Source organism: Arthrobacter tumbae (genome assembly GCF_016907495.1).
In the GTDB taxonomy this organism is placed as follows: domain Bacteria; phylum Actinomycetota; class Actinomycetes; order Actinomycetales; family Micrococcaceae; genus Arthrobacter_D; species Arthrobacter_D tumbae.
The window spans coordinates 380,620-404,766 of sequence record NZ_JAFBCC010000001.1; the positions used below are offsets into that span (position 1 = coordinate 380,620).

Annotated in this window: 18 protein-coding genes; 5 read left to right on the top strand and 13 right to left on the bottom strand. The window is 65.6% G+C overall.

All coding sequences use genetic code 11. The annotated features are described in order from the left end of the window. Positions 1-18: 18 nt before the first annotated feature. Both JOD47_RS01770 and nudC read right to left on the bottom strand, forming a co-directional pair. Positions 19-2,124, bottom strand: coding sequence for an ATP-dependent DNA helicase UvrD2 (locus tag JOD47_RS01770; protein WP_204531381.1), 2,106 nt, complete (start codon positions 2,122-2,124; stop codon positions 19-21). Further along, complete coding sequence (gene nudC / locus JOD47_RS01775; RefSeq protein ID WP_239547972.1) at positions 2,124-3,101, bottom strand: NAD(+) diphosphatase; 978 nt, start codon at positions 3,099-3,101, stop codon at positions 2,124-2,126. Before nudC ends, JOD47_RS01770 begins: the two co-directional genes overlap by 1 nt. A gap of 133 nt (positions 3,102-3,234) precedes the next feature. On the opposite strand from nudC, the gene JOD47_RS01780 reads away from it, so the two are divergent. After that, positions 3,235-4,275 carry a phosphotransferase gene (locus JOD47_RS01780; RefSeq protein WP_204531383.1) on the top strand — a complete coding sequence of 347 codons (1,041 nt, stop codon included), beginning with the start codon at positions 3,235-3,237 and terminating at the stop codon, positions 4,273-4,275. Here the strand turns inward: JOD47_RS01780 and JOD47_RS01785 are convergent. The 3 genes from JOD47_RS01785 to JOD47_RS01795 are packed head-to-tail and all read right to left on the bottom strand — an operon-like array spanning position 4,272 to position 11,520. Further along, positions 4,272-7,781: an ATP-dependent helicase gene (locus JOD47_RS01785; RefSeq protein ID WP_204531385.1), complete on the bottom strand. Its 3,510-nt coding sequence runs from the start codon at positions 7,779-7,781 to the stop codon at positions 4,272-4,274. The genes JOD47_RS01780 and JOD47_RS01785 overlap by 4 nt on opposite strands. Next, positions 7,778-11,074 (bottom strand): ATP-dependent helicase, encoded by a 3,297-nt coding sequence (locus tag JOD47_RS01790; RefSeq protein ID WP_239547973.1) that lies wholly within the window; start codon positions 11,072-11,074, stop codon positions 7,778-7,780. The genes JOD47_RS01785 and JOD47_RS01790 overlap by 4 nt, the downstream gene beginning before the upstream one ends. Positions 11,075-11,076: 2 nt before the next feature. Further along, complete coding sequence (locus tag JOD47_RS01795) at positions 11,077-11,520, bottom strand: MGMT family protein (RefSeq protein WP_307836172.1); 444 nt, start codon at positions 11,518-11,520, stop codon at positions 11,077-11,079. 100 nt (positions 11,521-11,620) lie between these two features. Between JOD47_RS01795 and JOD47_RS01800 the strand changes: the two genes are divergently transcribed. The 4 genes from JOD47_RS01800 (at position 11,621) to JOD47_RS01815 (ending at position 15,330) form a co-directional block, all read left to right on the top strand. Beyond that, positions 11,621-12,307 (top strand): 3'-5' exonuclease, encoded by a 687-nt coding sequence (locus JOD47_RS01800; RefSeq protein ID WP_204531387.1) that lies wholly within the window; start codon positions 11,621-11,623, stop codon positions 12,305-12,307. A 307-nt stretch (positions 12,308-12,614) separates the two neighbouring features. Continuing rightward, complete coding sequence (locus JOD47_RS01805; protein WP_204531389.1) at positions 12,615-13,595, top strand: methionine ABC transporter ATP-binding protein; 981 nt, start codon at positions 12,615-12,617, stop codon at positions 13,593-13,595. Continuing rightward, entirely contained in the window at positions 13,592-14,344 is a 753-nt protein-coding gene (locus JOD47_RS01810) for a methionine ABC transporter permease (protein ID WP_204531392.1), read from the top strand. Before JOD47_RS01805 ends, JOD47_RS01810 begins: the two co-directional genes overlap by 4 nt. 140 nt (positions 14,345-14,484) lie before the next feature. Then, on the top strand, positions 14,485-15,330 hold the full coding sequence (locus JOD47_RS01815) for a MetQ/NlpA family ABC transporter substrate-binding protein (RefSeq protein WP_204531394.1): 846 nt from the start codon (positions 14,485-14,487) through the stop codon (positions 15,328-15,330). Between the two features lie 108 nt (positions 15,331-15,438). On the opposite strand, the gene hemL is transcribed toward JOD47_RS01815, so the two are convergent. From hemL to hemE, 8 genes are all read right to left on the bottom strand, one after another. After that, on the bottom strand, positions 15,439-16,761 hold the full coding sequence (gene hemL, locus JOD47_RS01820) for a glutamate-1-semialdehyde 2,1-aminomutase (protein ID WP_204531396.1): 1,323 nt from the start codon (positions 16,759-16,761) through the stop codon (positions 15,439-15,441). Further along, on the bottom strand, positions 16,762-17,745 hold the full coding sequence (gene hemB / locus JOD47_RS01825; RefSeq protein WP_204531398.1) for a porphobilinogen synthase: 984 nt from the start codon (positions 17,743-17,745) through the stop codon (positions 16,762-16,764). Positions 17,746-17,748: 3 nt separating this feature from the next. Continuing rightward, on the bottom strand, positions 17,749-18,549 hold the full coding sequence (locus JOD47_RS01830) for a uroporphyrinogen-III synthase (protein ID WP_204531400.1): 801 nt from the start codon (positions 18,547-18,549) through the stop codon (positions 17,749-17,751). A 74-nt stretch (positions 18,550-18,623) separates the two neighbouring features. After that, complete coding sequence (gene hemC / locus JOD47_RS01835) at positions 18,624-19,580, bottom strand: hydroxymethylbilane synthase (RefSeq protein ID WP_204531402.1); 957 nt, start codon at positions 19,578-19,580, stop codon at positions 18,624-18,626. Further along, positions 19,577-20,779 (bottom strand): ferrochelatase, encoded by a 1,203-nt coding sequence (locus JOD47_RS01840; RefSeq protein WP_204531404.1) that lies wholly within the window; start codon positions 20,777-20,779, stop codon positions 19,577-19,579. The genes hemC and JOD47_RS01840 overlap by 4 nt, the downstream gene beginning before the upstream one ends. Further along, complete coding sequence (gene hemQ / locus JOD47_RS01845) at positions 20,776-21,501, bottom strand: hydrogen peroxide-dependent heme synthase (RefSeq protein ID WP_204531405.1); 726 nt, start codon at positions 21,499-21,501, stop codon at positions 20,776-20,778. Before hemQ ends, JOD47_RS01840 begins: the two co-directional genes overlap by 4 nt. A gap of 87 nt (positions 21,502-21,588) precedes the next feature. After that, positions 21,589-23,034, bottom strand: coding sequence for a protoporphyrinogen oxidase (gene hemG, locus JOD47_RS01850; protein WP_204531406.1), 1,446 nt, complete (start codon positions 23,032-23,034; stop codon positions 21,589-21,591). After that, positions 23,031-24,098 carry a uroporphyrinogen decarboxylase gene (gene hemE / locus JOD47_RS01855; RefSeq protein ID WP_204531407.1) on the bottom strand — a complete coding sequence of 356 codons (1,068 nt, stop codon included), beginning with the start codon at positions 24,096-24,098 and terminating at the stop codon, positions 23,031-23,033. Before hemE ends, hemG begins: the two co-directional genes overlap by 4 nt. Positions 24,099-24,147: the final 49 nt, after the last annotated feature.

The window sequence follows — 24,147 nt, forward strand, 5'->3', positions numbered from 1 at the left end:
CGCCGACCGTGAGGGCCGCTAGGCCCTTTGTGCAAGGACACTCAGCACCGACTCTCCGTAGCGGTCCAATTTGGCCGGCCCCACCCCCGCGAGTTGCGCGAGCTTCTCCAGTGAGTCGGGGCGGGCTTCTGCGATGGCTACCAGCGTTGCATCTGTGAAGACGACAAAGGCAGGGACGTCTGTTTCACGCGCGGCGTGCAGACGCCATTCCCGTAGTGCCTCAAACGTCTCCTCGCTGTAGTTCGCCGGGCACTCACTGCAGCGCCCAATCTTTCGTTCTGCACCCGAACCCAGCACCTTGCCGCACGTGCGGCAGTGTGCGGGCGCCGATACCTTGCGCTCACGACGGGGCGTGGGTTGCCGGAAAGAGCGCGTGCCGCCGGAATCCGGACGAAGACCATCCAGGAACCTGGACGGCTTGCGTGACGCCCTGCCTCCCGGGGTACGGGACGTGGACCAGGACAGGCCGAGGTGCTTGCGCGCCCGTGTGATACCGACATAGAGGAGGCGGCGTTCCTCATCGACCCCATCAGGAGTATCTGCGAAGGAGATCGGCATCAACCCCTCGCTCAACCCCACAAGGAACACCGAATCCCACTCAAGGCCCTTCGCCGAGTGAAGCGATGCAAGCGTCACACCCTGAACGGTGGGAGCGTGTTGAGCGGCTGCCCGCTCTTCGAGCTCGGCGACAAAATCCTGCAGCGTGAAGCCCTGCGCGGAGCGGGCCTGGTGAAGCTCGTCGGCAAGGGATACCAGCGCAGCGAGTGATTCCCACTTCTCCCGCACCGCGCCCGAGCTCTGCGGCGCTTCGCGGGTGTATCCGAGGGACGCAAGGACATCGCGTACCAGCTGGGGGACGTCGTCATCTGTTGCTGCGCGGGCTGCAGCACGCAGCTGCAGCAGGCTGTCGCGCACTTCCCGCCGGGCGAAGAACCGCTCGGCCCCCCGAAGCTGGTAGCCGATTCCCGCGGCGGCGAGCGCCTGCTCATAGGAGCCGGACTGGCCGTTGGTCCGGTAGAGGATCGCGATTTCGCTTGCGGGCACACCGTCGCTGAGCAGGCGGGCGATCCGGCGGGTGACGTCCGCAGCCTCAGCCTCGTCATCGCTGCATTCCGTGAAGGTGGGGGTTGGGCCGGGCGGGCGCTGTGCAATGAGTTGAAGCGGCGTGGCCCACGTGCCCGTCCCGCCACGGCGACCAGCTTCCGCCGTGCGCGCCGCGAGCAGAGAGTTGGCGAGGTTGACGACCTGTGGTGTGGAGCGGTAGTCGCGAACGAGCTTGATGACCTCTGCCTGCTTGTACCTGCCGGTGAAATTCAGGAGGTGCGCGCTGGTGGCACCGGTGAACGAGTAGATGGTCTGGCTGGCATCGCCGACGACACAGAGCTCTTCTCGCTCGCCCAGCCACAGATCGAGGAGCCGCTGTTGAAGCGGCGAAACGTCCTGGTATTCGTCCACCACGAAGTGACGGTATTGCGCGCGCACTGTTGCTGCCACCTTCGGGTCTTCCTGCAGGATGCCGACGGTGATAAGCAGCACGTCCTCGAAGTCGATGACGTTGCGGTCCACTTTGAGGTCTTCGTAGGCACTGAACAGGCGGGCCACGGTTGTGGCATCCATGCCTGCCGGTTCCGCCCGGCCGTTCGCGGACTCGACATAGGTATCCGGTGTGAGCATGGATACTTTGGCCCACTCGATCTCAGCAGCAAGATCGCGGATTGTGGCGCGGTCCGTGCTCAACCTCAACCGCCGCGAGGCTTCGGCGATGAGTTGTGCCTTGTGATCGACAAGCGCCGGCAGGGTTCCGCCGACAGCCTGGGGCCAGAAGTACTGCAACTGCCGAAGTGCTGCGGCGTGAAAGGTGCGTGCCTGAACTCCCTGCGCTCCGAGATCGCGGAGACGGGTGCGCATCTCGGCGGCAGCCCTCGCGGTGAAGGTCACTGCAAGGACCTGCTGGGGCTTATACACGCCTGTGTGCACCCCGTAGGCGATGCGGTGCGTGATGGCGCGTGTCTTGCCTGTTCCGGCTCCTGCGAGAACGCACAGCGGGCCGCTCAGTTGGGAGGCCACGGCCCGTTGTTCTTCGTCAAGGCCGGCGAGGATCTTTTCTTCGACCGAACCGTCCACTATGGTCTCCCGGCGGACGGCTCTTCCTCCAGGGGACCGCCGTACCAGTGTTCGATGAGTGCGCGTGCAATGGAAGCACCGGATGCCACGGACAACCGCTCCTCCTTCAGACCGGTGAACAATTCTTCCCTGCTGAACCAGCGCACGTCCCTGATCTCGACGCCGTCAGGCACGGGAAGTGCATGTGCTGCCTTCGCCGTGAACCCAAGCATCAACGACGCAGGGAACGGCCAGGGCTGTGAGCCGAGGTAGGTGGGCGAGTGGACCACTATTCCTGATTCTTCCTCGACCTCACGCACAACTGCCGCCTCCAGCGATTCCCCGGGTTCAACAAACCCTGCGAGCGTTGAGAACCGGTTCTCGGGCCATGCAGCGGAGGAGCCAAGCAGCAGCCGGTCTTCCTCGTCCGTCACCGTGACAATGATGGCCGGATCAGTGCGGGGGTAGTGCAGGCTTTCATCCGCAGAGCACCGCCTCACCCAACCGCCGTCGATAGGTTCTGTGGGGTGCCCGCAGCGGGGGCAGTGAGTATGGGTGGCGTGCCAGTTGGAGATGGCCACTGCCTCCACGAACAACCCGGATTCCTGCGCCGGCAGACCCGCCGCGGCGTCCCGTAATCCGACCCAGTCCTCGTCAGCCGCGAGCGCGGGCTGAACGTCTTCATGCTCCACCAGCACAACGTGTGTGCCCGCCGCCATATCAACCGTTGTTTCCACCGTGCTGCCCAGGTAGACAGCGTTTTTCGGGCGCTCCACTTCCGCAGCAGGGCTCAGGACCAGCCTGCCGTTGCGAACAGGAGCGCGCTTGCGGGCAAGGTGCAGGATGCGGGTATCCGGCCGGTCCCATAACTTATCGAAGAGATCCGGGGTGATGCGGAAGGTTGAGCCGCGGTCCGCCGTGCCACGTGCCAGTGGCAGGGATCCGAGTGGAGGGAGGCTTGCGATTCCGGCTGGCTGCATGCCGACGGCGTGGGTCATATTTCTACGGTACGGTCCCGCACCCACAAAAATACATTCCAAAGGGCTTTTCTGGAGGAATAGTGGGAGTGAGCGGCGACTCGCCGTTGCGGGACATTCGAGCCGGAGCCCTCGCGCGCTTACGGTTGATGGTGTGAAACGCTCACCGATGGAACTTGCGGCCCTTGCCAGCGCGGCCGTGCCGGGTCTCGCCCCGACCGGCGTCTCCAGCGCCCCCGACGATCCGGCCGACTTCGAGTCAGCCCTGCTGATCGATGACGCCGGCAAGCAGTGGCGCGTCCGTGCACCACGGCACGCCGAGGCCAGCATGCGGCTGGAGACGGAGCTGCAGGTACTGCGCGCATTCACGCCCGCTGTCCGTGCGGAACTCCCGTTCCTCATTCCCCACGTTGCGGGCACCGTGAGGCTCGGCGACCTTCGCACCTTCGTTTACTCCCACATTGAAGGATCAACGCGCTCTCTTGACGAGCTCGCGGCGGGTGGTCGTGAACTCGCCCGGGAAATCGGCCGGGCGATCGCTGCCGTTCATGAACTGCCGAGGACGCTCGTCAGCGAAGCCGATCTGCCTGCCTATGAAGCGAACGAAGTGCGGCAGCGCCGGCTCAACGAGCTGGATCAGGCCGCTACCACCGGCAGGATCCCGTCGGATCTGCTGCGCCGGTGGGAGCACGCGCTGGAGGATGTCTCACTCTGGCGGTTCAATCCCACCGTGATTCACGGCGATATCCATGAAGACAACCTGCTCCTTGCAGCAGGCCGGGTCTGTGCGGTGACGGGGTGGACGGACCTTTCCGTCGGAGACCCCGCGGATGACTTCGCCTGGCTTTCCGCAACGCAGGACACCCGGTTCGCCGACGAGGTGCACGAGGCCTATGTGAGCTCCCGTCCGGATGCAGCGGACGAACACCTCTTGCGCCGCGCCGCACTGGCAGCCGAATTTGCCCTGGCGCAGTGGATGGTTCGCGGACTTGCCCTCGGGGACGACGGCATGATCAGCGAAGCCGAAGAGATGATGGGCTCACTCTCAGCTGACCTCGCCGCCGAGGAAGCAGCTTTGGCTGCCAGGGGTGAAGATGACGACTCCACAGAAGAGGGAGACGAAGCTGTGATTGCGGACCCCCAGGACCAGGAGAATCTCGAAACGTCCGCCCTTCCCGTCATTCCGCGCCCCTAACCGCCAGGGTCCATTCCCGTGGCCCTTCGCACAATGCCTTTTAATGCCTCGCTGTCGGCGAGGTCGTGTGGCCGAACCAGCTGGTCTTCCGCTGCGTAGTAGAACGCTGCCCGAACACCAGAGAGCGGGACGTTCATCAGACGTGACCATGCCAGCCGGTACACGGCCAGCTGGATTGCTTTCGCTTCCCGGTCCACCGGGGCGGGCGGCCGCCCGGTCTTCCAGTCGATGAGGTCCCAGGTGCCGTCGTCGTCCTGAAAGACCGCGTCAATCCGGCCGCGGACAACGACTGACCCAACGCGTGTTTCCACGGGCACTTCGATGCCGTACGGGACCCGCTGCGCCCAGGTCGACTTCCGGAATGTTTCGGTGAGCTGCTCGAGCCTCAGTCCGTCGTCCACGAAGGAGTCGGCGGCGCCTGGGAACTCCCCCAGATCAAGCATTCCCGTTGTTCCGTAAAATTCCTCGATCCAGGCATGGAACGCCGTGCCGCGCCGGGCTGCAGCACCCGGTCGCCGTGGCACAGGCCGTCGCAGCCGCCGTGCGACGGCGGTGCTGTCCTCGGTGAGCTCGACCATCAGGGAAGCCGAGATGTGGGTGGGAAGTTCAACCGGTGGGGAGACAGACCTGTGCTGCTGCCGCACGAGTGCCTTGCGGACCTCCTCGTTCCAGCGTCCCGGCGAGTCGGTACTTCCGGCACCCAGTCCAGGGCCGGGACGGTGGCGCAGTTCATCCGCGGCTGCCCGAACGGCCGCGGCGGCCTGTTCCATGACACCGCGGCGCTGGCGAAGCGGGTCGATGGGCCAGGCCGCCCTGTCGCTTTGCGCACGGGCAGGATTGTCAGCACCCACTGCACCGTCTTCGATCCATGCCAGTTCCCGGTAGCCCGGCTCGCCGGCCGTCGCGAGCTCCCGAAGCCGTTCGAGATAGCGAGACGGCGCCGTCGGTTTGGACCGCCCTCCTCCCCATGCCGACGACGAACAGACCAGAACGTGACGGGCACGTGTGAGTGCCACGTAGGCGAGCCGCCGTTCCTCGCGTTCGGTGTGGGTCAGGGCGTCCTCAGCGAAGAGTTTCTCGCTGTCGAGCCAGGACTTCTGGTCGGGCTGGTCCCAGTCCCATTGCGGCAGCTCGGCGGCGTCACCGCGCAGCGGCCACGGCACCGAAGCGTCCCCGGAACTCCAGCGCGATCCGGTTCCGCTGGGAAACGAGCCCTCATTCATGCCCGGCACCAGCACCACGTCCCATTCGAGGCCTTTGGCAGCGTGCACTGTGAGCAGCTGGACTGCCTCCCTGCTTGTCTCCAGTGCGGTGACAGGCAATCCGTCCTCTTCAGCGTCAGCGGCTTCCAGCCAGGCAAGGAAGGCCTGAAGGTCGATTCGGTCCGACGTCGAGACGAACCCGCTGACGGCGTCTACGAAGGCGTCGAGATTGCGCCTGGCCTCATGCACGCTCACTCCGGGCTTGGCTGCCAGCTCGATATCCAGCAGGAGTGTCTGCTCGATCTCACCGATAAGGGTATGAAGGTCATCTCCCACTGACTGACGCAGCCCGCGCAGTTCGTCCCGCAGGAGTATCAGACGCTCCCTTCCCGTTTCCGAAAGACTGCGCCCGCCGCCCGAGACCCAGCGGGCTGGTGGAAGGTGGTCGACGGCGTCAACGAGGCTGGCCGGCTCCGCGTCTTCCGCTGGCAAGGGCGGCTGCTCAGGCCCAGCTTCAGCCGCACCCGGAACATCGCCCTGGGGTGCGGTGCCTTTCGACCCGTGTTGCTTCGCGGTGTCCGCCCGGAGCTGGCTCATCCGCAGGTCCCGATCGTAAGCCAGTTGTCGTGCCCAGTCACCGAGAGCCGACAGGTCAGCGCTGCCGAGGCGCCAGCGTGCTCCGGCGAGGAGCCGCAGCATGGCATCGGACCGTTCAGGATCCCCGAGGACCCGCAGCACGGAGAGAATCTCGATGATCTCCGGCGTGCGGAGAAGTCCTCCCAGTCCGACGACCTGGACCGGTATGCCCAGCGATTGCAATTCCTGGCGTAACGGCTCGAATTGCCGCCGCCCGCGGCAGAGAACGGCGATGGTGGGGCGCAGCGGCTTGCCGTCGTCGTTCAGGTCGAAGTACCGCCGCCGCTGCGCCTCAATAATGCGGCTCAACGCAGCAGCCTCGGTGGCCTGCGGATTGTCCGGTGCGGACGGGTCCTGCGAAGCAGCAGCGCTTTCGCTGCGGTAGCGCGCAACATACACCTCTCCCAGCGGTGCCTTCGGCCTCGCCACCAAGGCGGGAACCTTGAGCTGGTGCTGTGGGCCCAGCCATGGAGGCGGGACGTTGAGCGGATCAGCCACTGCATTGGCTGCCGCAAGGATGCTGGTGGAGTTCCGCCACGCCACCGAAAGATTGACCATGGGCGCAGGCTCCAGCCCAGTGCCGGTGTGCACCGGGAACCGCGACCTGAACGTCCCCAGCTGACCGGCCGAGGCTCCGCGGAACCCGTAGATGGACTGGTGCGGATCTCCCACAGCTGTCACCGCCCGACCGTCACCGAACAACCTGGCGAAAAGAACCATCTGTGCGTGCGAGGTGTCCTGGAACTCATCGAGGAGGACAACCGCGTATTTCTGCCGTTCAGCATCGACGGCCTGCGGCACTTCGCTGACGATGCGGGCGGCCAGCGACACGAGGTCACCGTAGTCAAGCTGCCCGCCCTGATGTTTCGCTGCTGCGTACTGTTCCACCAGTTCAGTGACAGTGACACGGGTTCGCAGTTTATTCAACAGATCCCGTGCACCCTGCGTGGCCGGTTTTGGTTTTCCGAGCAGGTAGGGACGGGCTGCTACTGAGTCAATCTGTTCGAGCAGCGCCATCCTTACTGCCGCAGGATCAACGAGGTGTTCGGCACACTCCGAAGCCATGGTGAGAACAGCTCCCGTCAGCGTTGTCCTCGCCGCTGACAGGTGCTCCCACGGCCCCCGGTAGGATTCAACGATCCTGCCGGCCAGCTGCCAGGACTGTGCTGTGCCAAGCATGACGGCATCGCGCTCAACACCGAGGCGTAGACCGTAGTCCTGCACGATTCCGTTCGCGTAGGAGTGATAGGTCGAAATGGTGGGTTCCAGCCGGTCCTCTCCTGATTGGAGAGCTCGCTCTCCCTGAGCTTGGTACAACGCCTGGAGTTGCTGCCGGATACGGGCAGCAAGCTCGCCGGCAGCCTTCCGGGTGAAGGTAACGCCAAGGATCTGATCCGGCCTGGCCAGACCGTTCGCGACGAGCCACACCACGCGGTCGGCCATGGTCTTGGTCTTCCCCGACCCTGCGCCGGCGATAACCAGCAGCGGCTGCAGCGGCGCTTCGATGATGCGCCGCTGCTCTTCGGTTGGGTAAAGGATGTCCGCACCGGCCTCGCCTGCGAGCAGCTGCGCCAGTGCTTCCGCAGAGAACACCGGCGCAGTATCCGCCGGCGCAGTGTCCGCCGCTGCAGTGTCCGCCGCACCGTGGCGTGCCGTTTCCAGGCTCATTCGGTGACCTGCCTTCCCTCAACGCACAGCGGGCAGATTTCCGGGAGCCGGCATCCGCCTCCCCCGTAAGCTGACCGGCTCGGATCATGGACGGTATCGAATTCGGCTGCCGACATCAGGCCGGCAGCCTGCTCAATCATCTCGTGGGGCCAGGTGTCCTCTGGTCCTAGAGCGGGTTGGTCCTGCACCTTGGGAGACTTGGCACCTGTGCCCAGATGTACGAGCGCGGCTCCTCCCAGCGCCCGCGTGCCCGCGGGTTCTGGAGCCATATCAGGGTTGTCAGACGCGCTGAGCCCGCCTGCAGCGGCGGCGACCTGGTACGCGGCAAGCTGCGGGTGGGCCGGCACATCGGGGTCCTTCGGAGCGTTCTTACCTGTCTTGAGATCCACAATGTAAAGGCCGCCGTCATGAGTGATCTCAAGGCGGTCGACCTGGCCGCGGAGGCGAGCCTGCCGCTCGACGCCGTCAACCATAACGGGAAGGTCAACCTTGAAGCTCACCTCGGTGCCGGCCAGTGAGCGGCCGGACTTCCTCATCTCCACGAGGTACGCGCCCAGCTTCCTCACCATGTCCTCAGCACGCCGCAGGTCCGCTTTGGTCTCCCAGGTATCCTTCATTCCAAGGGTGGGCCAGCGACGGACCAGTTCCGCGACATACTGATTTCCCGTGGCGTCCGGCATGTCCTGTGCGATGGAGTGGACGAGCGTTCCCAGTGACCTGGCGAAGTCAGTGGGCCTTTCCCCTCCCGCCGCCGAGACAAACCAATTCAAAGGCGAGGCCAGTACCGCTTCCACCTTCGAAGGCGAGACGGGTATGACGGCATCAAGGGGAATGACCGGTTCCACGGAGGAGAGCCCCGCCAGGCCCCACCACTGCGCGGGATCTGCGCCGGGAACCCGCGGCTCGTGCAGCATCATTTGTCCGAGGTGCCGGACGGCTTCCAAAGCGGTGCCGGCATGACGTTCAGGCTGCTGGGCGTACTTCCGCAGCTCTGCAACCAGCGCACGCAGGGTCAATGGACGCTTCACCTCCGTACGCGGGCGCTCATACGTGCCCGGCGGCAGCGGGTCGAGGATATCGAGGAAGGAAGAGGGCTGCTGATCTTCCGATGAAACTGCAACGCAGACCAGCTCCTCGGATGCACGGCTGATCGCTGCTGAGAAACTTCGCAGCTCGTCGGCCCGCGTCAACTGCATGAGGGAAAGCGGATCACGGTGGTACCGGAAATTCCGACCGTGTTCCAGGAGCGCCACCAGATCCCCGGAGCCAAGCAGCTCCCCCCTGATCCGCAGGTTGGGCCATACCCCCTCCTGCACTCCAGCCACGATCACTACCGGCCATTGGCGCCCGGCTGCAGCGGCCGGTGTCATGACCGCGACGGCGGCACCCTTCTGTGCCCGTGCTGCGAGCGTGTCCATCGGGAGCTCCTGGCTCAGCAGGTACTCCAGGAAACCGGTTGTGGGTGCCCCGGGCATTTGGTCAACGTAGCGCTCGGCCGTCTGAAACAGTGCGACGACGGCATCAAGATCGCGGTCCGCGCGTGCGGCTGAGACTCCCTGTTGGACTGCTGCCTCTTCCCACCGGGAGGAGAGCCTGGAAGCGGACCACACAGCCCACAGCACTGTTTCCGGCGTGCTTGCCTCATCCTGCAGCGCCTCACGGCCAGCACTCAGCATCGCATGAAGCCGGCGGGCGGGGCGGAGCTGCGCCCTGGGGTCATCGAGCGAAGACTCACTCAGGAGATCGACAATCAGCTGGTCAGAGTCCCTTACTCCCCCTTCCAGCCGTTCCTCCTGCCTGAGCAGCTGGCGCAGGCGGCGAATCTCGAGCGGCCCAGCCCCGCCGATCCGGGACGTCATGAGTGAAACGGCTAATTCGGCGTCAAGCTGCCTCACGCCCGTCACGGCGGCAAGGATATCCAGTAAGGGCCGGACGGCCGGTTCATCGCGGATAGCGCGCTCGGCCGGCGGGACACTGACCGGGATGTCCTGGCTGGCGAGGTATCGCTGAAGCTCTGCAACCTGCGTGCCCGTCCTCGTGATGACGGCGATCTGGTCAAAGCTCCGCTCGTCTTCCACGTGTGCTTCCAGGATTCGCTGCGCAACGTAGCGCTGCTCGTGGAATCCTGAGTCAACCACGTGAACGGAGAGCGATCCGCCTGCTGGATTGTCAGCGGCCTCCGCAGCCTCGGCTGAAGGAACCCGACCCGGTGCCATGAGCCTGCGGTAGCCCACCGGTGTGCCGCCCACAGGCGTCCTCGCAGCAACCGATGCCCAGCCCGATGCCAGTATCCCCGACAGGCGGTGGGAGGTGGTCAGCTGCACGGTGTGGACACCACCGAGCACCTCGTGCAACCGTGCGGCAAGCTCGGGACGCGCACCACGAAAACCCTGGACTGCGGTGTCGGGGCAGGAGGTGATCAGCGAGTCTTTCCCCTCGGCAAGAACGCCGCACAGCGCGTGCATGGCAGTGTTGGATTCCTGATAGTCATCGATCAGGATGAGGGAGTATTTGCTGCGTTCCTCGGCACAGAACCCGGGATTGGTCTCGAGGATGCCCCGAGCGGCGGTCAGGATTCCGGCGGGATCAAACGCTTCCGGCATCCGGAGGTCCAGGACGTCCCGGTACTCGCTATAGAGGGCCGCTGCGGCGACCCATTCAGGGCGATCGAACCTGCGCCCGAGGTCAGCCAGTTCATCGGCGTGCAGGCTATACTCGCTGACACGGTCGAAGAGCTCCCTGATTTCCTGCCTGAACCCCCTGGTTCCGAGTGCGAGCCGCAACCCATCCGGCCATCGGGCCTCCAGCTGACCCGACAGGCGGTGGCCCTCAAGGAGTTCCTTGATAATCAGGTCCTGTTCCGCGCCGGAGAGCAGTCGGGGGGCACGAGTCAACTCCGGCAGCAACCCTTCCACACGGGCCCGCCGGATGAGATCGAACGCATAGGACGACCAGGTGCGCGCCGGCGGCGCGCTCACACTGCGGTCCAGCCGGGACGTCATTTCATCCCGAAGGCGTGATGCTGCCAGCCTGGTGGGCGCCATGATGAGGATCCGGTGAGGTTCCACACCTGAGTCAAGAACCCGGCTGACCGCTGTCTCAACCAGCAACTGCGTCTTGCCGGTTCCCGGACCACCAAGGACCAGCACGGGACCTGCTCCCGTCCCCAGGGCGAGCACATGCTGTTGTTCCGCGCTGAGGGTCGGGCCCGGCATGGCCTCCGCAGCGTTTGCGGGCAACCGCAGCTCAGCGGGGGGCATGAAAGCGGTGGCGGCGCGCGGGAAGCTACTCATGGTTACACCCCATCATCCGGCCCCGACAATCCGGACAAACCGCCTTCGCCAGCGTGAACGCCAGCGTGAAAGGCGGCGTGGATGCGCTGAAGTGAGGCCTGCTCAGCCGGCTCAGGGTTCCACCGGGACTTCTGCAGATCGACCCTGCGCCCAGTGGAACCGCCAACCCCTTGACTGCGTCCGGCCACGGGGCGCAGCGCCGTCGATTCGTCGATATAGTGCCCGACGGCGGTAGCTTCCAATCCGAGCGGCGGCCTGCCGTCGGCACGGAGAACGCGCCACCACGGCAGATCGGCACTGCCCCGCGACATGACCGATCCGACCTGACGCGGGCCGCCCTTCTCAAGAATCTCGGCGATATCGCCATACGTCAGCACCTTTCCTGGAGGGATCATGCTGACGACGCCCAGAACCGCCTCTTCATAGTCCAGACCCTTCTCGTGCACCAACCCAGACTATCGACAAGCACACGGCAGCCGGGACGTGCCCCGGTGTCCATGGACAGCAGAAACGGAATTGTCAGAGCCCGCGGATAGCGTCTGAGCCATGAACAGTTGGCACATGTTTCCCCGGGCGGCCTTCGATCTTGAAACGACCGGCCGCGATCCGCTCACAGCACGTATCGTGACCGCCTCTGTCATCCTCGTCGATGGACACGGCGCAGTTCTGGAGCAGCATGAGTGGCTGGCCAACCCCGGTGTGGACATACCGGCCGAGGCCACCGCCGTTCATGGAATTGCCACCCGGACGGCGCAGGCATGCGGGTCCCCTGCTGCCAACGTGGTGAGCCAGATTGCCGGCGTCCTCAGCGGATTCTTCCGCGAAAGAATTCCCGTGCTCGCTTTCAACGCCCGCTATGACTTCACGGTCCTCGCACGTGAGGGTCTGCGGCATGGCGTTCACACTCCCGACCCGTTTCCGGTACTGGACCCGTATGTGATGGACAAGCACGCAGACCGGTACCGGCCCGGAAAGAGGACGCTCACTGCCATGTGCGCGCACTACGGTGTCCCACTGGAGAACGCGCACACCTCGGCCGCCGATGTCCTGGCGACTCTCGGCGTGGGAGCGGTCCTGGCAGAGCGGTTCCCACAACTGCGCAGGACTGCCCCGGACCTGCACGAGTTCCAGATGACCTGGGCTCTCCGGCAGGCGGAAAGCTTTCAGGAATACCTCCGCCACAGCAATCCGGAGGCCGTGGTTGAAGGTCGCTGGCCGGCGATCGCGTCGTGAGTGCACCGGATTGATGGCAACCACGTTGACCTGGTCACACTCAGCGGACCGGCGCACATTCTTCGATCCGAACCGCATAAATACGACGACGGCGCGTCCACCGTGATTCTCAGCACTAAATATCAGTCGAATCTTTCATTCGTGCCAGAATTACAGGGCATCACTGCGCGCCCGTCACGGCCGATTCCCGGGCGACTGCGGGCCGTTATTTCCACCCGAACAGCGCGCTGACCGATGCTTCTTCCCTGCTCGCCGGAGCAGCGGATCCGGAGAAGATCCTGCGGATCCCCAGACAGCATGAGGACCAATGATTACAGTCACCAACCTGCGCAAAACCTACCGCCAGGGCGAGCGAACCGTTACGGCCCTGGACGACGTCACCCTTTCAGTGCCCAAGGGTTCAATTCACGGCATTGTGGGACACTCCGGCGCCGGCAAATCGACTCTTGTCCGATGCCTGACCCTTCTTGACCGCCCTTCATCCGGCTCGGTCGTCATTGATGGACGCGAGCTGACACGCGTCAAGGACTCGGAAGTCCGCACGGCGAGGCGTCGTATCGGCATGGTTTTCCAGCACGCCAACCTCATGGACTCGAGGACGGCCGCCCAGAATATTGCGCATCCTCTGGAACTGGTGAAGACGCCGAAGGCGGAAATCGCGCGCAAGGTCGCTGAGCTGCTCTCCCTGGTCGGTCTCACGGAATTCGCGGACGCGTACCCCTCCCAGCTCTCCGGCGGCCAGAAGCAGCGCGTAGGAATCGCCCGGGCGCTGGCGTCCGATCCCGACGTGCTGCTGTGCGACGAGCCGACCTCGGCGCTTGACCCCACCACCACTGAGGACATCCTCGCGCTCATCCGCAACCTCACGCACACGCTGAACCTGACGGTCCTGGTCATTACGCATGAGATGCACGTCGTGAAGCGGATCTGCGACTCGGTGTCCCTGCTTGAGCGCGGCCGGATCATCGAGCACGGTCCCCTTCAGAACGTTGTCGGTGACCGCACCGGGTCCCTGGGCAAGTCCCTGATGCCACTGCCCTCCAGCACCGCGAACGCAGCCCTACCGGAGCTGGAGCTGCTGCTGGTCGGCGAGAGCGCTTCAGCGCCTGTCCTCTCCGAACTGACCCGGCGTTTTGATGCCAGCGTGAACGTCATTGCCGGAACGGTGGAGACGCTCGGAGGATCCCGCTTCGGCAGGCTCCGCGTCGAGGTTGATTCTCCAAGGCCCCTCAGCGAAATTACCGCCTATCTGGAAGGCGCCGGCGTACACGTGGAGGTAGCGGCATGAACGTCCTCGATAATCTCTTCGAGAACCCGGGGATCACCGAAGCACTGCCGGAGGAGTTCCTCGCAACCCTCCAGATGATCGGCATCTCGGGCTTCTTCACCCTGCTGATCGGACTTCCGCTCGGCATCTTCCTGCATACCAGCAGCCCGGGAGGCCTGCGGCCAATGCCGGTCACCAACCGCGTGGTGAGCGATGTGGTCGTGAACATCACACGGTCCATTCCCTTCGCGATCCTCATGGTGTCCCTGATTCCGCTGGCCCGCTTCCTGACCGGATCTTCGATCGGCCCGGTCGCCGCCTCGGTTTCGCTGAGCATCGGAGCCATACCGTTCTTCGCCCGCCTCGTGGAAACGAGCCTGCGCGACGTATCTTCAGGCAAAATCGACGCCGCCCTGGTCATGGGCTCAACCCGCCTTCAGGTCATCACCAAAGTCATGATCGCCGAGGCCCTCCCGTCCCTGATCGCTGCATTCACCACAACGCTCGTCACTCTTGTGGGGTACTCGGCGATGGCCGGAATCATCGGCGGCGGTGGTCTGGGCAGGCTGGCCTACAACTATGGCCTGCAGCGGTTCGACACGACAGTGATGGTGGTCATCATCGTGATCATTGTCGCCATCGTGCAGATCATCCAGCTCATCGGCGACCGGCTTGCACAGCGGGTGGACCACCGCACCGCGGCCACGGCCGGTGCCCGCCGCAGCAGGCGCGTCCGGCGGGAAGACGCCACGAGCGTCGTCGGAGTCTGACCCTGCCCTCGACCTTCTTCTTACCCACAACTTGCCGCGCTTCCCAGGCGTGGCCGACGACGGCCGGTAGCCGCCAGCCGTCTTGAATCCGGCGCCCGGGTACCATCGGCCGCCGGTACTACGAAAGGAACGCACCGAACATGCGTAAGCAGTTTTCGCTGGCAGCCGCCGGACTGGCCGCACTTCTTACCCTCTCAGCCTGCGGAGCGGGCGACAGCGCTCCGGCCGCCGCCGTCGAAACCCTCGACCCCGCGAGCCCGGCAACGGTCACCGTCGGCGCGAGCCCTGTACCCCACGCCCAGATTCTGGAGTTCGTCCGGGACAACCTCGCCGAGGGGACGGGCATCGAGCTGGAAATCCAGGAGTTCGACGACTACACCACCCCCAACATCGCACTGAGCGAGGGCGACCTGGATGCCAACTACTTCCAGCACCTGCCTTACTTCGAGAGCCAGGTCGAGAGCCAGGGCTATGAGTTCGCGCATGGCGAGGGCGTACATATTGAGCCCTACGCGGCCTTCTCCGAAAAGCACGACGACGTCTCGGCCATCCCCGACGGCGGCCGCATAGCCATCACCAATGACCCCTCCAACCAGGCGCGCGCCCTCACGCTCATGCAGGAAGCCGGCGTGCTGGAGAACATCGAAGCCGATGCTTCCGTCCTGTCCCTGACCGAGGAGCAGAACCCCAAGGGTCTGGAGTTCATCGAGAATCAGCCGGAGCTGCTGCTCAATGATCTGCAGGATCCCACCGTTGACCTTGCCATCATCAACGGAAACTACATCCTGGACGCGGGCCTCAGCACGGAGAATGCCCTGATCGTGGAGTCCGTCGACAGCAACCCGTATGCGAACTTCCTCGCATGGAACACCTCCTCCGAGGGCGATGCGCGGATTGCCAAGCTCGAAGAGCTGCTGCACTCCCCGGAGGTCAAGCAGTACATCGAGGAGACCTGGCCGAGCGGAGACGTAGCTCCCGCCTTCTAGGCCCCGAAGCTCCCGTACTTCCCGGAACGTATCGCAGAACAGGAATGGCCGGTCCCCTCTGGGGAACCGGCCATTTCCGTGCCCGGCGATGGTAACCGGAGGGAGAACCTATACGCCCGGGGGTGTTGCCCCTGCGGCGGCCGCGGCGCGCGCGGCGGCCGGCAACGCCGACACGATGTGTTCCATGGCGGCGTCGTCGTGGGCTGAGGAAAGGAACCACGCCTCGAACACCGACGGCGGGAGGTAGATGCCGGATTCAAGCATGGAGTGGAAGAACGGCGCGTACCGGAACGTCTCCTGCGCCTGGGCGTCGGCGTAGTTCACCACACCCCGCTCGGACGTCCCGAAGGCGATGCTGAACAGATTCCCGGCACGCTGGACGGAATGGTCGACGCCGGTCCGGGACAGTTCCTCCGATACCGCGGCGGACAGCTCCAGGGAACGGGCATCAATGTGCCGGTAGACCTCATCGGTTGCGTGGGTGAGCTGGGCAACACCTGCTGCCATCGCCAGCGGGTTGCCGGACAGTGTGCCCGCCTGATAGACCGGTCCCAGCGGCGCGAGGTATTCCATCACGTCCGCCCGGCCACCGAGGGCGGCGGCAGGAAGCCCGCCGCCGATCACCTTGCCGAAGGTCAGCAGGTCCGGGACCCACCCCTCACTCTCGCCGGTGAGCCCCCAATAGCCGCCCGCACCCACCCGGAAGCCGGTGAGGACCTCGTCCATGATGAAGAGCGAACCGTACTCGGCAGTGATTCGCGACAGGGCCGCGTTGAAGCCGGGTGCGGGTTCAACGACGCCCATGTTGGCCGGAGCAGCTTCGGTAATGACGGCGGCGATGGAAGCTCCGTGCTCGGCAAATGCGGCTTCGACTGCCTCGACGTCGTTGTACGGCAGCACGAGGGTCTCGGCAGCCGTCGCATCGGTCACGCCCGCGGAACCCGGCAGGGCCAGCGTTGCCACCCCTGATCCAGCGGCGGCCAGCAGGCCGTCGAGGTGTCCGTGGTAGCAGCCCGCGAACTTCACGATGAGGTTGCGGCCGGTGAAACCGCGCGCCAGGCGGACGGCGGTCATGGTCGCTTCGGTGCCGGTGGAAACCATGCGGATGCGTTCGACGGCGGACACCCGGTCCCGGACCAACTGGGCCAGGTCCGCTTCGGCCGGCGTGGATGCGCCGAAGGACAGTCCGCGATCAGCAGCCTGGTGGACTGCGTCCAGAACCGCAGGGTGGGCATGCCCAAGCAGCGCAGGTCCCCAGGAGCAGACCAGGTCAACGTACCGGCGTCCGTCGGCGTCGGTCACATAGGGTCCCTGAGCCGATACGAGGAAGCGGGGGGTGCCGCCCACGGAGCCGAAGGCCCGCACCGGCGAATTCACTCCGCCGGGCATGAGGGTCTGCGCCCGGGCGAAAAGATCTTCGGACTGTGTCATTTACTTGCACTCCTTCAGCCAGGTGGCCAGTTCGGTTGCCCAGTAGGTGAGGATGATCTGCGCGCCGGCCCGTTTGATCCCGAGGACCGACTCCTCGATGGAACGACGACGGTCGATCCAGCCGTTCGCGGCAGCCGCCTCGATCATGGCGTACTCCCCCGAGATCTGGTACGCGGCAACCGGCACGGGTGACATCGCTGCCACGTCCGCGACGATGTCGAGATAGCTCATTGCCGGTTTGACCATCACCAGGTCTGCGCCTTCCGCGAGGTCCAGCTGCACCTCGCGGAGCGCTTCACGGCGGTTGGCCGCATCCATCTGGTAGGTCCGGCGGTCACCGGTCAGCTGCGAGTCCACGGCCTCACGGAACGGGCCGTAGAAGGCGGAAGCATACTTGGCCGCATAGGCCAGCACGGAGGTCTCCTGATGGCCGGCGGCGTCAAGCGCGCGGCGGATGACACCCACCTGGCCGTCCATCATCCCGGACGGGCCGAGCATGTGCGCACCGGCTTCGGCCTGGGCGACCGCCATCTGCGCATAGAGCTCCAGCGTGGCGTCGTTGTCCACGGCACCGTCGGCCGCCAGCACGCCGCAGTGGCCGTGGTCAGTGAACTCGTCGAGGCATACGTCGCTCATGATGACGAGTGAATCCCCGACTTCAGAGCGCACATCGGCGATGGCCCGGTTCAGGACACCGTCGGGGTCGATCCCCGCGCTTCCGGTCGCATCACGATGCGCGGGGATGCCGAAGAGCATGATGCCGCCCACGCCGAGCTCGACGGCTTCCACGGCAGCGCGTTTCAGGGTGTCCGAACTGTGCTGGACCACTCCCGGCATTGAGCTGATGGGGACCGGCTCAGTCAGTCCTTCACGGATAAATGCCGGCAGAACCAGCTCTGCCGGACTGAGCCGGTTCTCCGCCGTCAACCGGCGGATTGCCGGAGTGGAGCGCAGCCGGCGGGGCCGGTGTTCAGGGAAGCTCATGCGTTAATTCCTCTTCCGATGATTGACGACGGCGGTGCGAACCGCATCTGCAATTCCTGCGGGACTGGGGACGGAAGCTGTTGCGTCGATCCGCATTCCCAGCGCTGATGCATCCCGCTCCGTCCGGCGCCCGATGGCCACCGTGGCCACGGTATCCGGCAGCGTTTCCATCATGGCATGCAGCCGGGCCGCAATGCTGGGTGAGGTAAGAACGACGACGTCGATCCGTCCCTGCCGAAGGTCACCCAACAGGTCCTGCTGCGTGATCGTTCCTGCCGCCTGGCAGGGGTTGCCGCTGACCGGGTCGTGGCTGACGTCGTCGCTCACGGCACCGACCCGCCGATCGGCGGCAGCAGGATAATCGACGGTGACGTAGGCGGTCACGGCATCGATCGTCCAGCCGCGGCCGGCCAAGCCTGCCCGGAGCGTGTCGTCTGCCAGATCCGATTGCGGCAGCAGGGCTCTGGCCGGCTGCGCAGGCAGTTCTGCCAGGAGTCCTTCAGCAGACTGGTCCTTCCCCGGGGTCAGCTGAACCGTCACGCCTAGTTCTGAAAGCGCAGCGCCCGTGGCGGCTCCAACTGCGGCTACCCTCGCGGAACCGACGAGCGATGACAGGGACACCCTCCGAATGCGTGCCCGCTGCGCCAGAACGCGCACGGTGGTGACGCTCGTGATTACCAGCCAGTCGTAGGAATCTGCGGTATTCAGGAACCGGTCCAGCTCGGTGGTGTCCGCCGGCAGTTCCCAGTCGATCAGCGGAGCAAACAGCACCTTCGCTCCCCGTCTGTTCAGTTCCGCTGCCATCGCGGCACCCCGATCCGCACTCCGAAGAAGCGCGACGGTCAGCCCTGAAAGGTCACCGGCAGTGAGACAGCCGGTCATAGATCCGCGCTGAGCCCGGCAATCTCCGCCGCTCCGTTGGCGAGGAGTTCTTCGGCCAGCACGACGCCGGCGGCGGCTGCTCCATTCACTGTAAGGTCCGCTGTGCGTTCTGTTCGGCGCAGCAAACGGCTGCCGTCCGCGCTGCACACCACAGCCTCGAGGGTCAGCAGATCATCGGCCACTGTTGCATGGGCGCCGATAGGCGCCGTGCAGCCGGCTTCGAGCCTGCGCAGGACTGCCCGCTCGGCGGTGACGGCCAGTCTGGTAGGCAGGTGATCATAGTGTTGAAGAGCCTGGGCGAAGACGGAGGCACCGGCGTCGTCGGACCGGCACTCGACAGCCAGCGCGCCCTGGCCGGGCGCGGGCAGCATCAGCTCGGGCGCCAGGTACTCCGTGATGAGTCCCTGACGGCCAAGGCGCGTCAGGCCCGCAGCTGCCAGCACCACGGCATCGAGGTCACCCGGTCCGCCATCCACCAGTCCGGCGACGCGTGCCAGGCGGGTGTCCACGTTGCCGCGGATATCGATGATGGAGAGGTCAGGGCGGGCAGCCCTGAGCTGTGCAGCCCGTCGGGGGGAGCCGGTTCCCACGCTGGCGCCTTCGGGTAGCCCGGCCAGCGTCAGTCCGTCGCGGGCACACAGCGCGTCCCGGATATCGGCGCGTGCAGGGACAGCCGCAACAGTAAGCCCTTCGGCTTCGCCGGTCGGGAGATCCTTGAGGGAGTGGACCGCGACATCGCAGGTGTCATCGAGCAGTGCCTCACGCAGGGCCGCGACGAAGACGCCCGTGCCGCCGATCTGTGACAGGGACGCCCGGTTGACGTCGCCGGTGGTGCTGACGCGCACGAGCTCGTAATCGAATCCGCCCAGGCCGGCGAGCGATTCCGCGACCGTCGTGGTCTGTGTCAGCGCGAGCGCACTGGCACGGGTCCCTACCCGGACAGCGGAGTTCATGCCTGGTCTGCTCCCGGGAGCCCGAGGGTGGAATCCGCACCGGCAACCGTGGGCTTCTCTCCCCTGCGGTTTGCACAGCAGTTGGGCCGGCAGACGTCATACCAAGGACCGAGGTCCGTGGTGGAGGGCCGCTCGATGATGGTGTTGTCCGCGGTGCGCTCACTGACGAGGTCTATGAGGCCGCCGACAAATTTTGCGTGCGTGCCCGGGGTCGGGACGCGCTCGGCAACCAACCCCAGTTCCGCGCAGGTTTCCTTCGCCTCGGTATCAAGATCCCAGACAACCTCCATGTGGTCACTCACGAATCCCAGCGGCACGATGACCACACCCTTGACACCGGTCGCCGAAAGATCGCCCAGGGCATCATTGATATCCGGTTCCAGCCAGGGCACGTGCGGTGCCCCCGACCGCGACTGGTACACAAGCGACCACGCGGAGTCCGCCGCCCCCGGCACACGGTCAAGCACGGCCTGCGCAGTGGCAAGGTGCTGGGCGACATAGGCGCCCTCCTCGAGGACAGGCCCGCCGTCGTCGTTCCGGGGACCGGCGGCTTCAGCATCAGCGGTGGGAATGGAGTGGGTGGCGAACAGAATGTGCACCAGCGCGCCGGACTCGCCGTCTGCGGCGAGGCGTTCCCGGACAGACTTCAGCCCCCGAGTGACTCCCTCGACGAAGGGCTCCACGAAGCCGGGGTGATCGAAGTACTGGCGTACCTTGTCCACCTCAAGCTGACCGGCCAGTCCTGTCTCCACCAGTGCCATACCGAGGTCCTCCCGGTACTGCCGGCAGCTGGAGTAGCAGGAGTATGCGCTGGTGGTGACAGCCAAAATACGGCGGTGACCGGCGTCGTACGCTTCCTTCAGCGTGTCCGCGATGAAGGGGGCCCAGTTCCGGTTTCCCCACAGCACCGGCAGGTCAATGCCGCGGCGGGCGAGCTCCGCCTCCATGGCTGCCTTCAACTCGCGGTTCTGCTGGTTGATCGGGCTGATGCCGCCGTTGGCCCGGTAGTGGTGTGAAACCTCTTCGAGGCGCTCGTCGGGGATGCCGCGGCCGCGGGTCACGTTGCGGAGGAAGGGAATGACGTCGTCCTGGCCTTCCGGGCCGCCGAAGGACGCGAGCACGATGGCGTCGTACTTCTTCGGTGCCATCCGGCCGTTTTCATCGACGCCGTCGACAGGGTGGAACGTGGACGTGCTCATCGGAGTACCTCTGCGACTTCCCGGGCGCTGATCCGCCGGCCCGTGTAGAACGGAACTTCTTCGCGGACATGCCGCCTGGCCTCGGTTTCGCGCAGATGGCGCATGAGATCCACCAGATCAACGAGTTCGGGAGCTTCGAGGGCCAGGATCCACTCCCAGTCGCCGAGCGCGAACGAAGACACGGTGTTGGACAGCACCTGGGGGAACGTGCGGCCCTTCATGCCGTGGTCGTACAGCATTTCCCGGCGTTCCTCGGTGGGGAGGATGTACCACTCATAGGACCGTACGAAGGGGTAGACACAGACCCATTCCGCCGGCGCCACTCCGCGGGCAAACGCCGGCGAATGACTCTTGGAGAACTCGGCGTCACGGTGTACGCCCATTGCGGACCACGCGATGTCGGCGCCGGCAAGGGTTGCCGTTCGACGGAGGGTGCGGACGCCCATCTGGAGGTCTTCCGCCTGGGAACCGTGAAGCCAGATCATGATGTCCGCGTCTGCACGCATGGCAGAAACATCATAGAAGCCGCGGACGCTGACGCCAGTGGCCTCCAGTTCGGAGACCGCTGCTTCGAGCGCTGCGCCGTCGTCCGGAGCGGCTGCTGACCTTTTGAAGACCGTCCAAAGCGTGTAGAACTGGTCAGTTCCGGCGTCCTCACCGCTCTGCGAGGTATGGCTGGTGGAGGTACTCTGCACGTGATTGTCGCCCGCATTTTCGCTCATGGATCCAGTCTGCTCCTGTCAACAGGCAAATAAAAATTGGGGAGTTCTACAGCTGGTAGAAGGTTATCAATCTCACAACCCCGGTAGTCAGTGATTCGCAAGCAGACGCCTCGCGAGCGCAGCTCCGCGGTCGCGGGCATTGTCGATCACCGCTACCAGCCCCGTACCCGCGAGCCACGCACCGGTGATTTCCAGCCCGCGTTCAGAGCCCGCGGCAGCGCGGATACGCGCGACACGGTCCCGGTGTCCTAGCGTGGCGTGCGGCAGTGCGTTGGTCCAGCGCACCACATCCCAGTCAACGACGTCCGTCTGCTGGATATCGACTCCAAGGAGCACCGATGCATCCTGCAGGGCAGCCTGGTAGAGGTCCGCGTCGGACTGTTGTGCCGTCGCATCGTCAGCTGCGCCGCGACCGAAGGACAGGCGCAGCACATGGCTTCCAGGGCCCGCCCGGTCGGCAAGCCAGAGCCACTTGGCTGTGGCGTGGGTCAACGCCTTCGCCCGCACGCCGGGCGTCTGACGGGCCACCAGCACGCCCGTGCCGCGTGGTGCCGCATCCAGCTGCGGCACATCCACCACGAGGCTGACCAGAGCCACCGCCGGCACCACAGCCGGACTGTCATCAGCCAGTCCCGGCACGGTCGGCGTGAGCAGGTCGACGGCGGTGGGACCATCGGTTGCGACCACCACGGCATCGGCCTGGACAGCGCCGGTCCGGGTGATCACGGTCCAGCCGTGGGCAGTGCGCGCGAGACCCTGCACCCGCTCCGACGCCCGCAGGATTGCGCCGTCACTCTCCAGCCGCTGCGACAGCGCCGACGCCAACTGGTGCATTCCGCCCTCGAGGCCGGCGACGGCGGTGCCCGCCGGCGCAGCTTTTCGCATGGCACCGACAGCCGCACCAAGCGATCCGTGCTTGTGCATCATCGCCCGCAGGCCTGGGACGGCGGCGTCGACATCGAGGTCATCAGGATCAGCCGAAAGCACTCCCCCGACGACGGGAGCCACCAACCGCTTCAGCACCTCCGGGCCCATTCGGGCGCGGACCACCGCTCCGAGACTTAGCTGGTCCTGGTTCAGCAGGGCTCCCAGAGGCAGTGCGCGGTCCAGGCCGGCCCGCAGGCTGGCTGCACGCCCGATCAGCCCGGGCAGGGCAGGATCGCGCACGTCCGCGGGTATCCCGAGGAGCCCGGATTGGGGAAGCGGGACAGCGATGGACCCGCCGCTCTCCTCCGACGGCAGGTACAGCCACGCACCGGCGGCATTCGGCGTGCAGATCAGATTGCCCAGCCCCAGCTCACGCGCGAGGGCAGGCACGGTGTCGGAGCGGGTAGAGAACGACTCCGCGCCGGCGTCGAGCGCCAGCCCGGCCAGCTCATGGCTGGCTACGGACCCGCCAAAGCCCGGGGAGGACTCGAGCACGGTCACCTGCAGACCCGCCGCCACCAGTTCCCGCGCTGCGCACAGCCCGGCGATCCCGCCTCCAATAACGACGACGGTGGGACCAGGCTCGACCTGCTTGGCGCGGCTCATCGGCTCGGCGGCACCGAGTGAATCAGTGAAACAACCCGGGTCAGAACCTCGGGGTCCGCATCGGGGGGAACGCCGTGGCCGAGGTTGACCACGTGACCGGGAGCAGACGATCCGGCGTCAAGCACTGCCCGGACATGCGCCTCGAGCACGTCCCACGGTGCCGAGAGGAGAGCTGGGTCGATGTTGCCTTGCAGTGCGACCGTTCCGCCGAGCCTCCTGTTGGCTTCATCGAGCGGAAGACGGTAGTCCACGCCCACCACGTCCACGCCGACATCCCGCATGGCGGCCAGGAGCTCCGAGGTGCCGGTTCCGAAATGCACGAGCGGTGCTCCGAGATCGCGGATATGGTCCAGCGCACGGGATGACGCCGGCGCGACGTGCTCCACGTAGTCGGCCAGACCCAGCGACCCGGCCCACGAATCGAACAACTGGCCGGCGCTGGCGCCGGCTTCCAGTTGTGCACGCAGGAACCGGCCGGAGGCGTCTGCAGCCCACTCGGTGAGTGCCCGCCAGGCAACGGGATCGGCATGCATCATTGTGCGCGGGCCCAGGTGGTCACGGGAGGGCCTGCCCTCGACCATGTAGGCGGCAAGCGTGAACGGAGCGCCGGCGAATCCGATCAGCGGCGTGCTCCCCAGCTCAGCGACTGTACGCGCCACGGCCTCGCGGATCGGATCGAGTGCCCGATCCGTCAGTTCGGGTAACGCTGCGATGTCCGCCGCACTTCGGATCGGGCTTCCCAGAACGGGGCCCACACCCGGCACGATGTCTACATCGACACCCGCGAGTTTGAGCGGGATCACGATGTCGGAAAAGAAGATGGCGGCGTCGACGTCATGCCTCCGGGCCGGCTGCAGGGTGATCTCAGCGGCCATGGCCGGATCGAGGCACGCATCGAGCATGGCCGTGCCCTCGCGCAGCGCACGGTACTCCGGCAGCGAACGTCCCGCCTGGCGCATGAACCAGACCGGCCTGCGGGACGGTGTCCTGCCGCGGTAGGACTGGATAAGCGGAGACTCCGACGTCGTTCCGTCCGTCAGGGGGTGCGTTGCGCTGAGGGTCATGGGTCGATTCTGCCGAAGTTCGACCCGCTTGGATAACCGCACCCCTCGC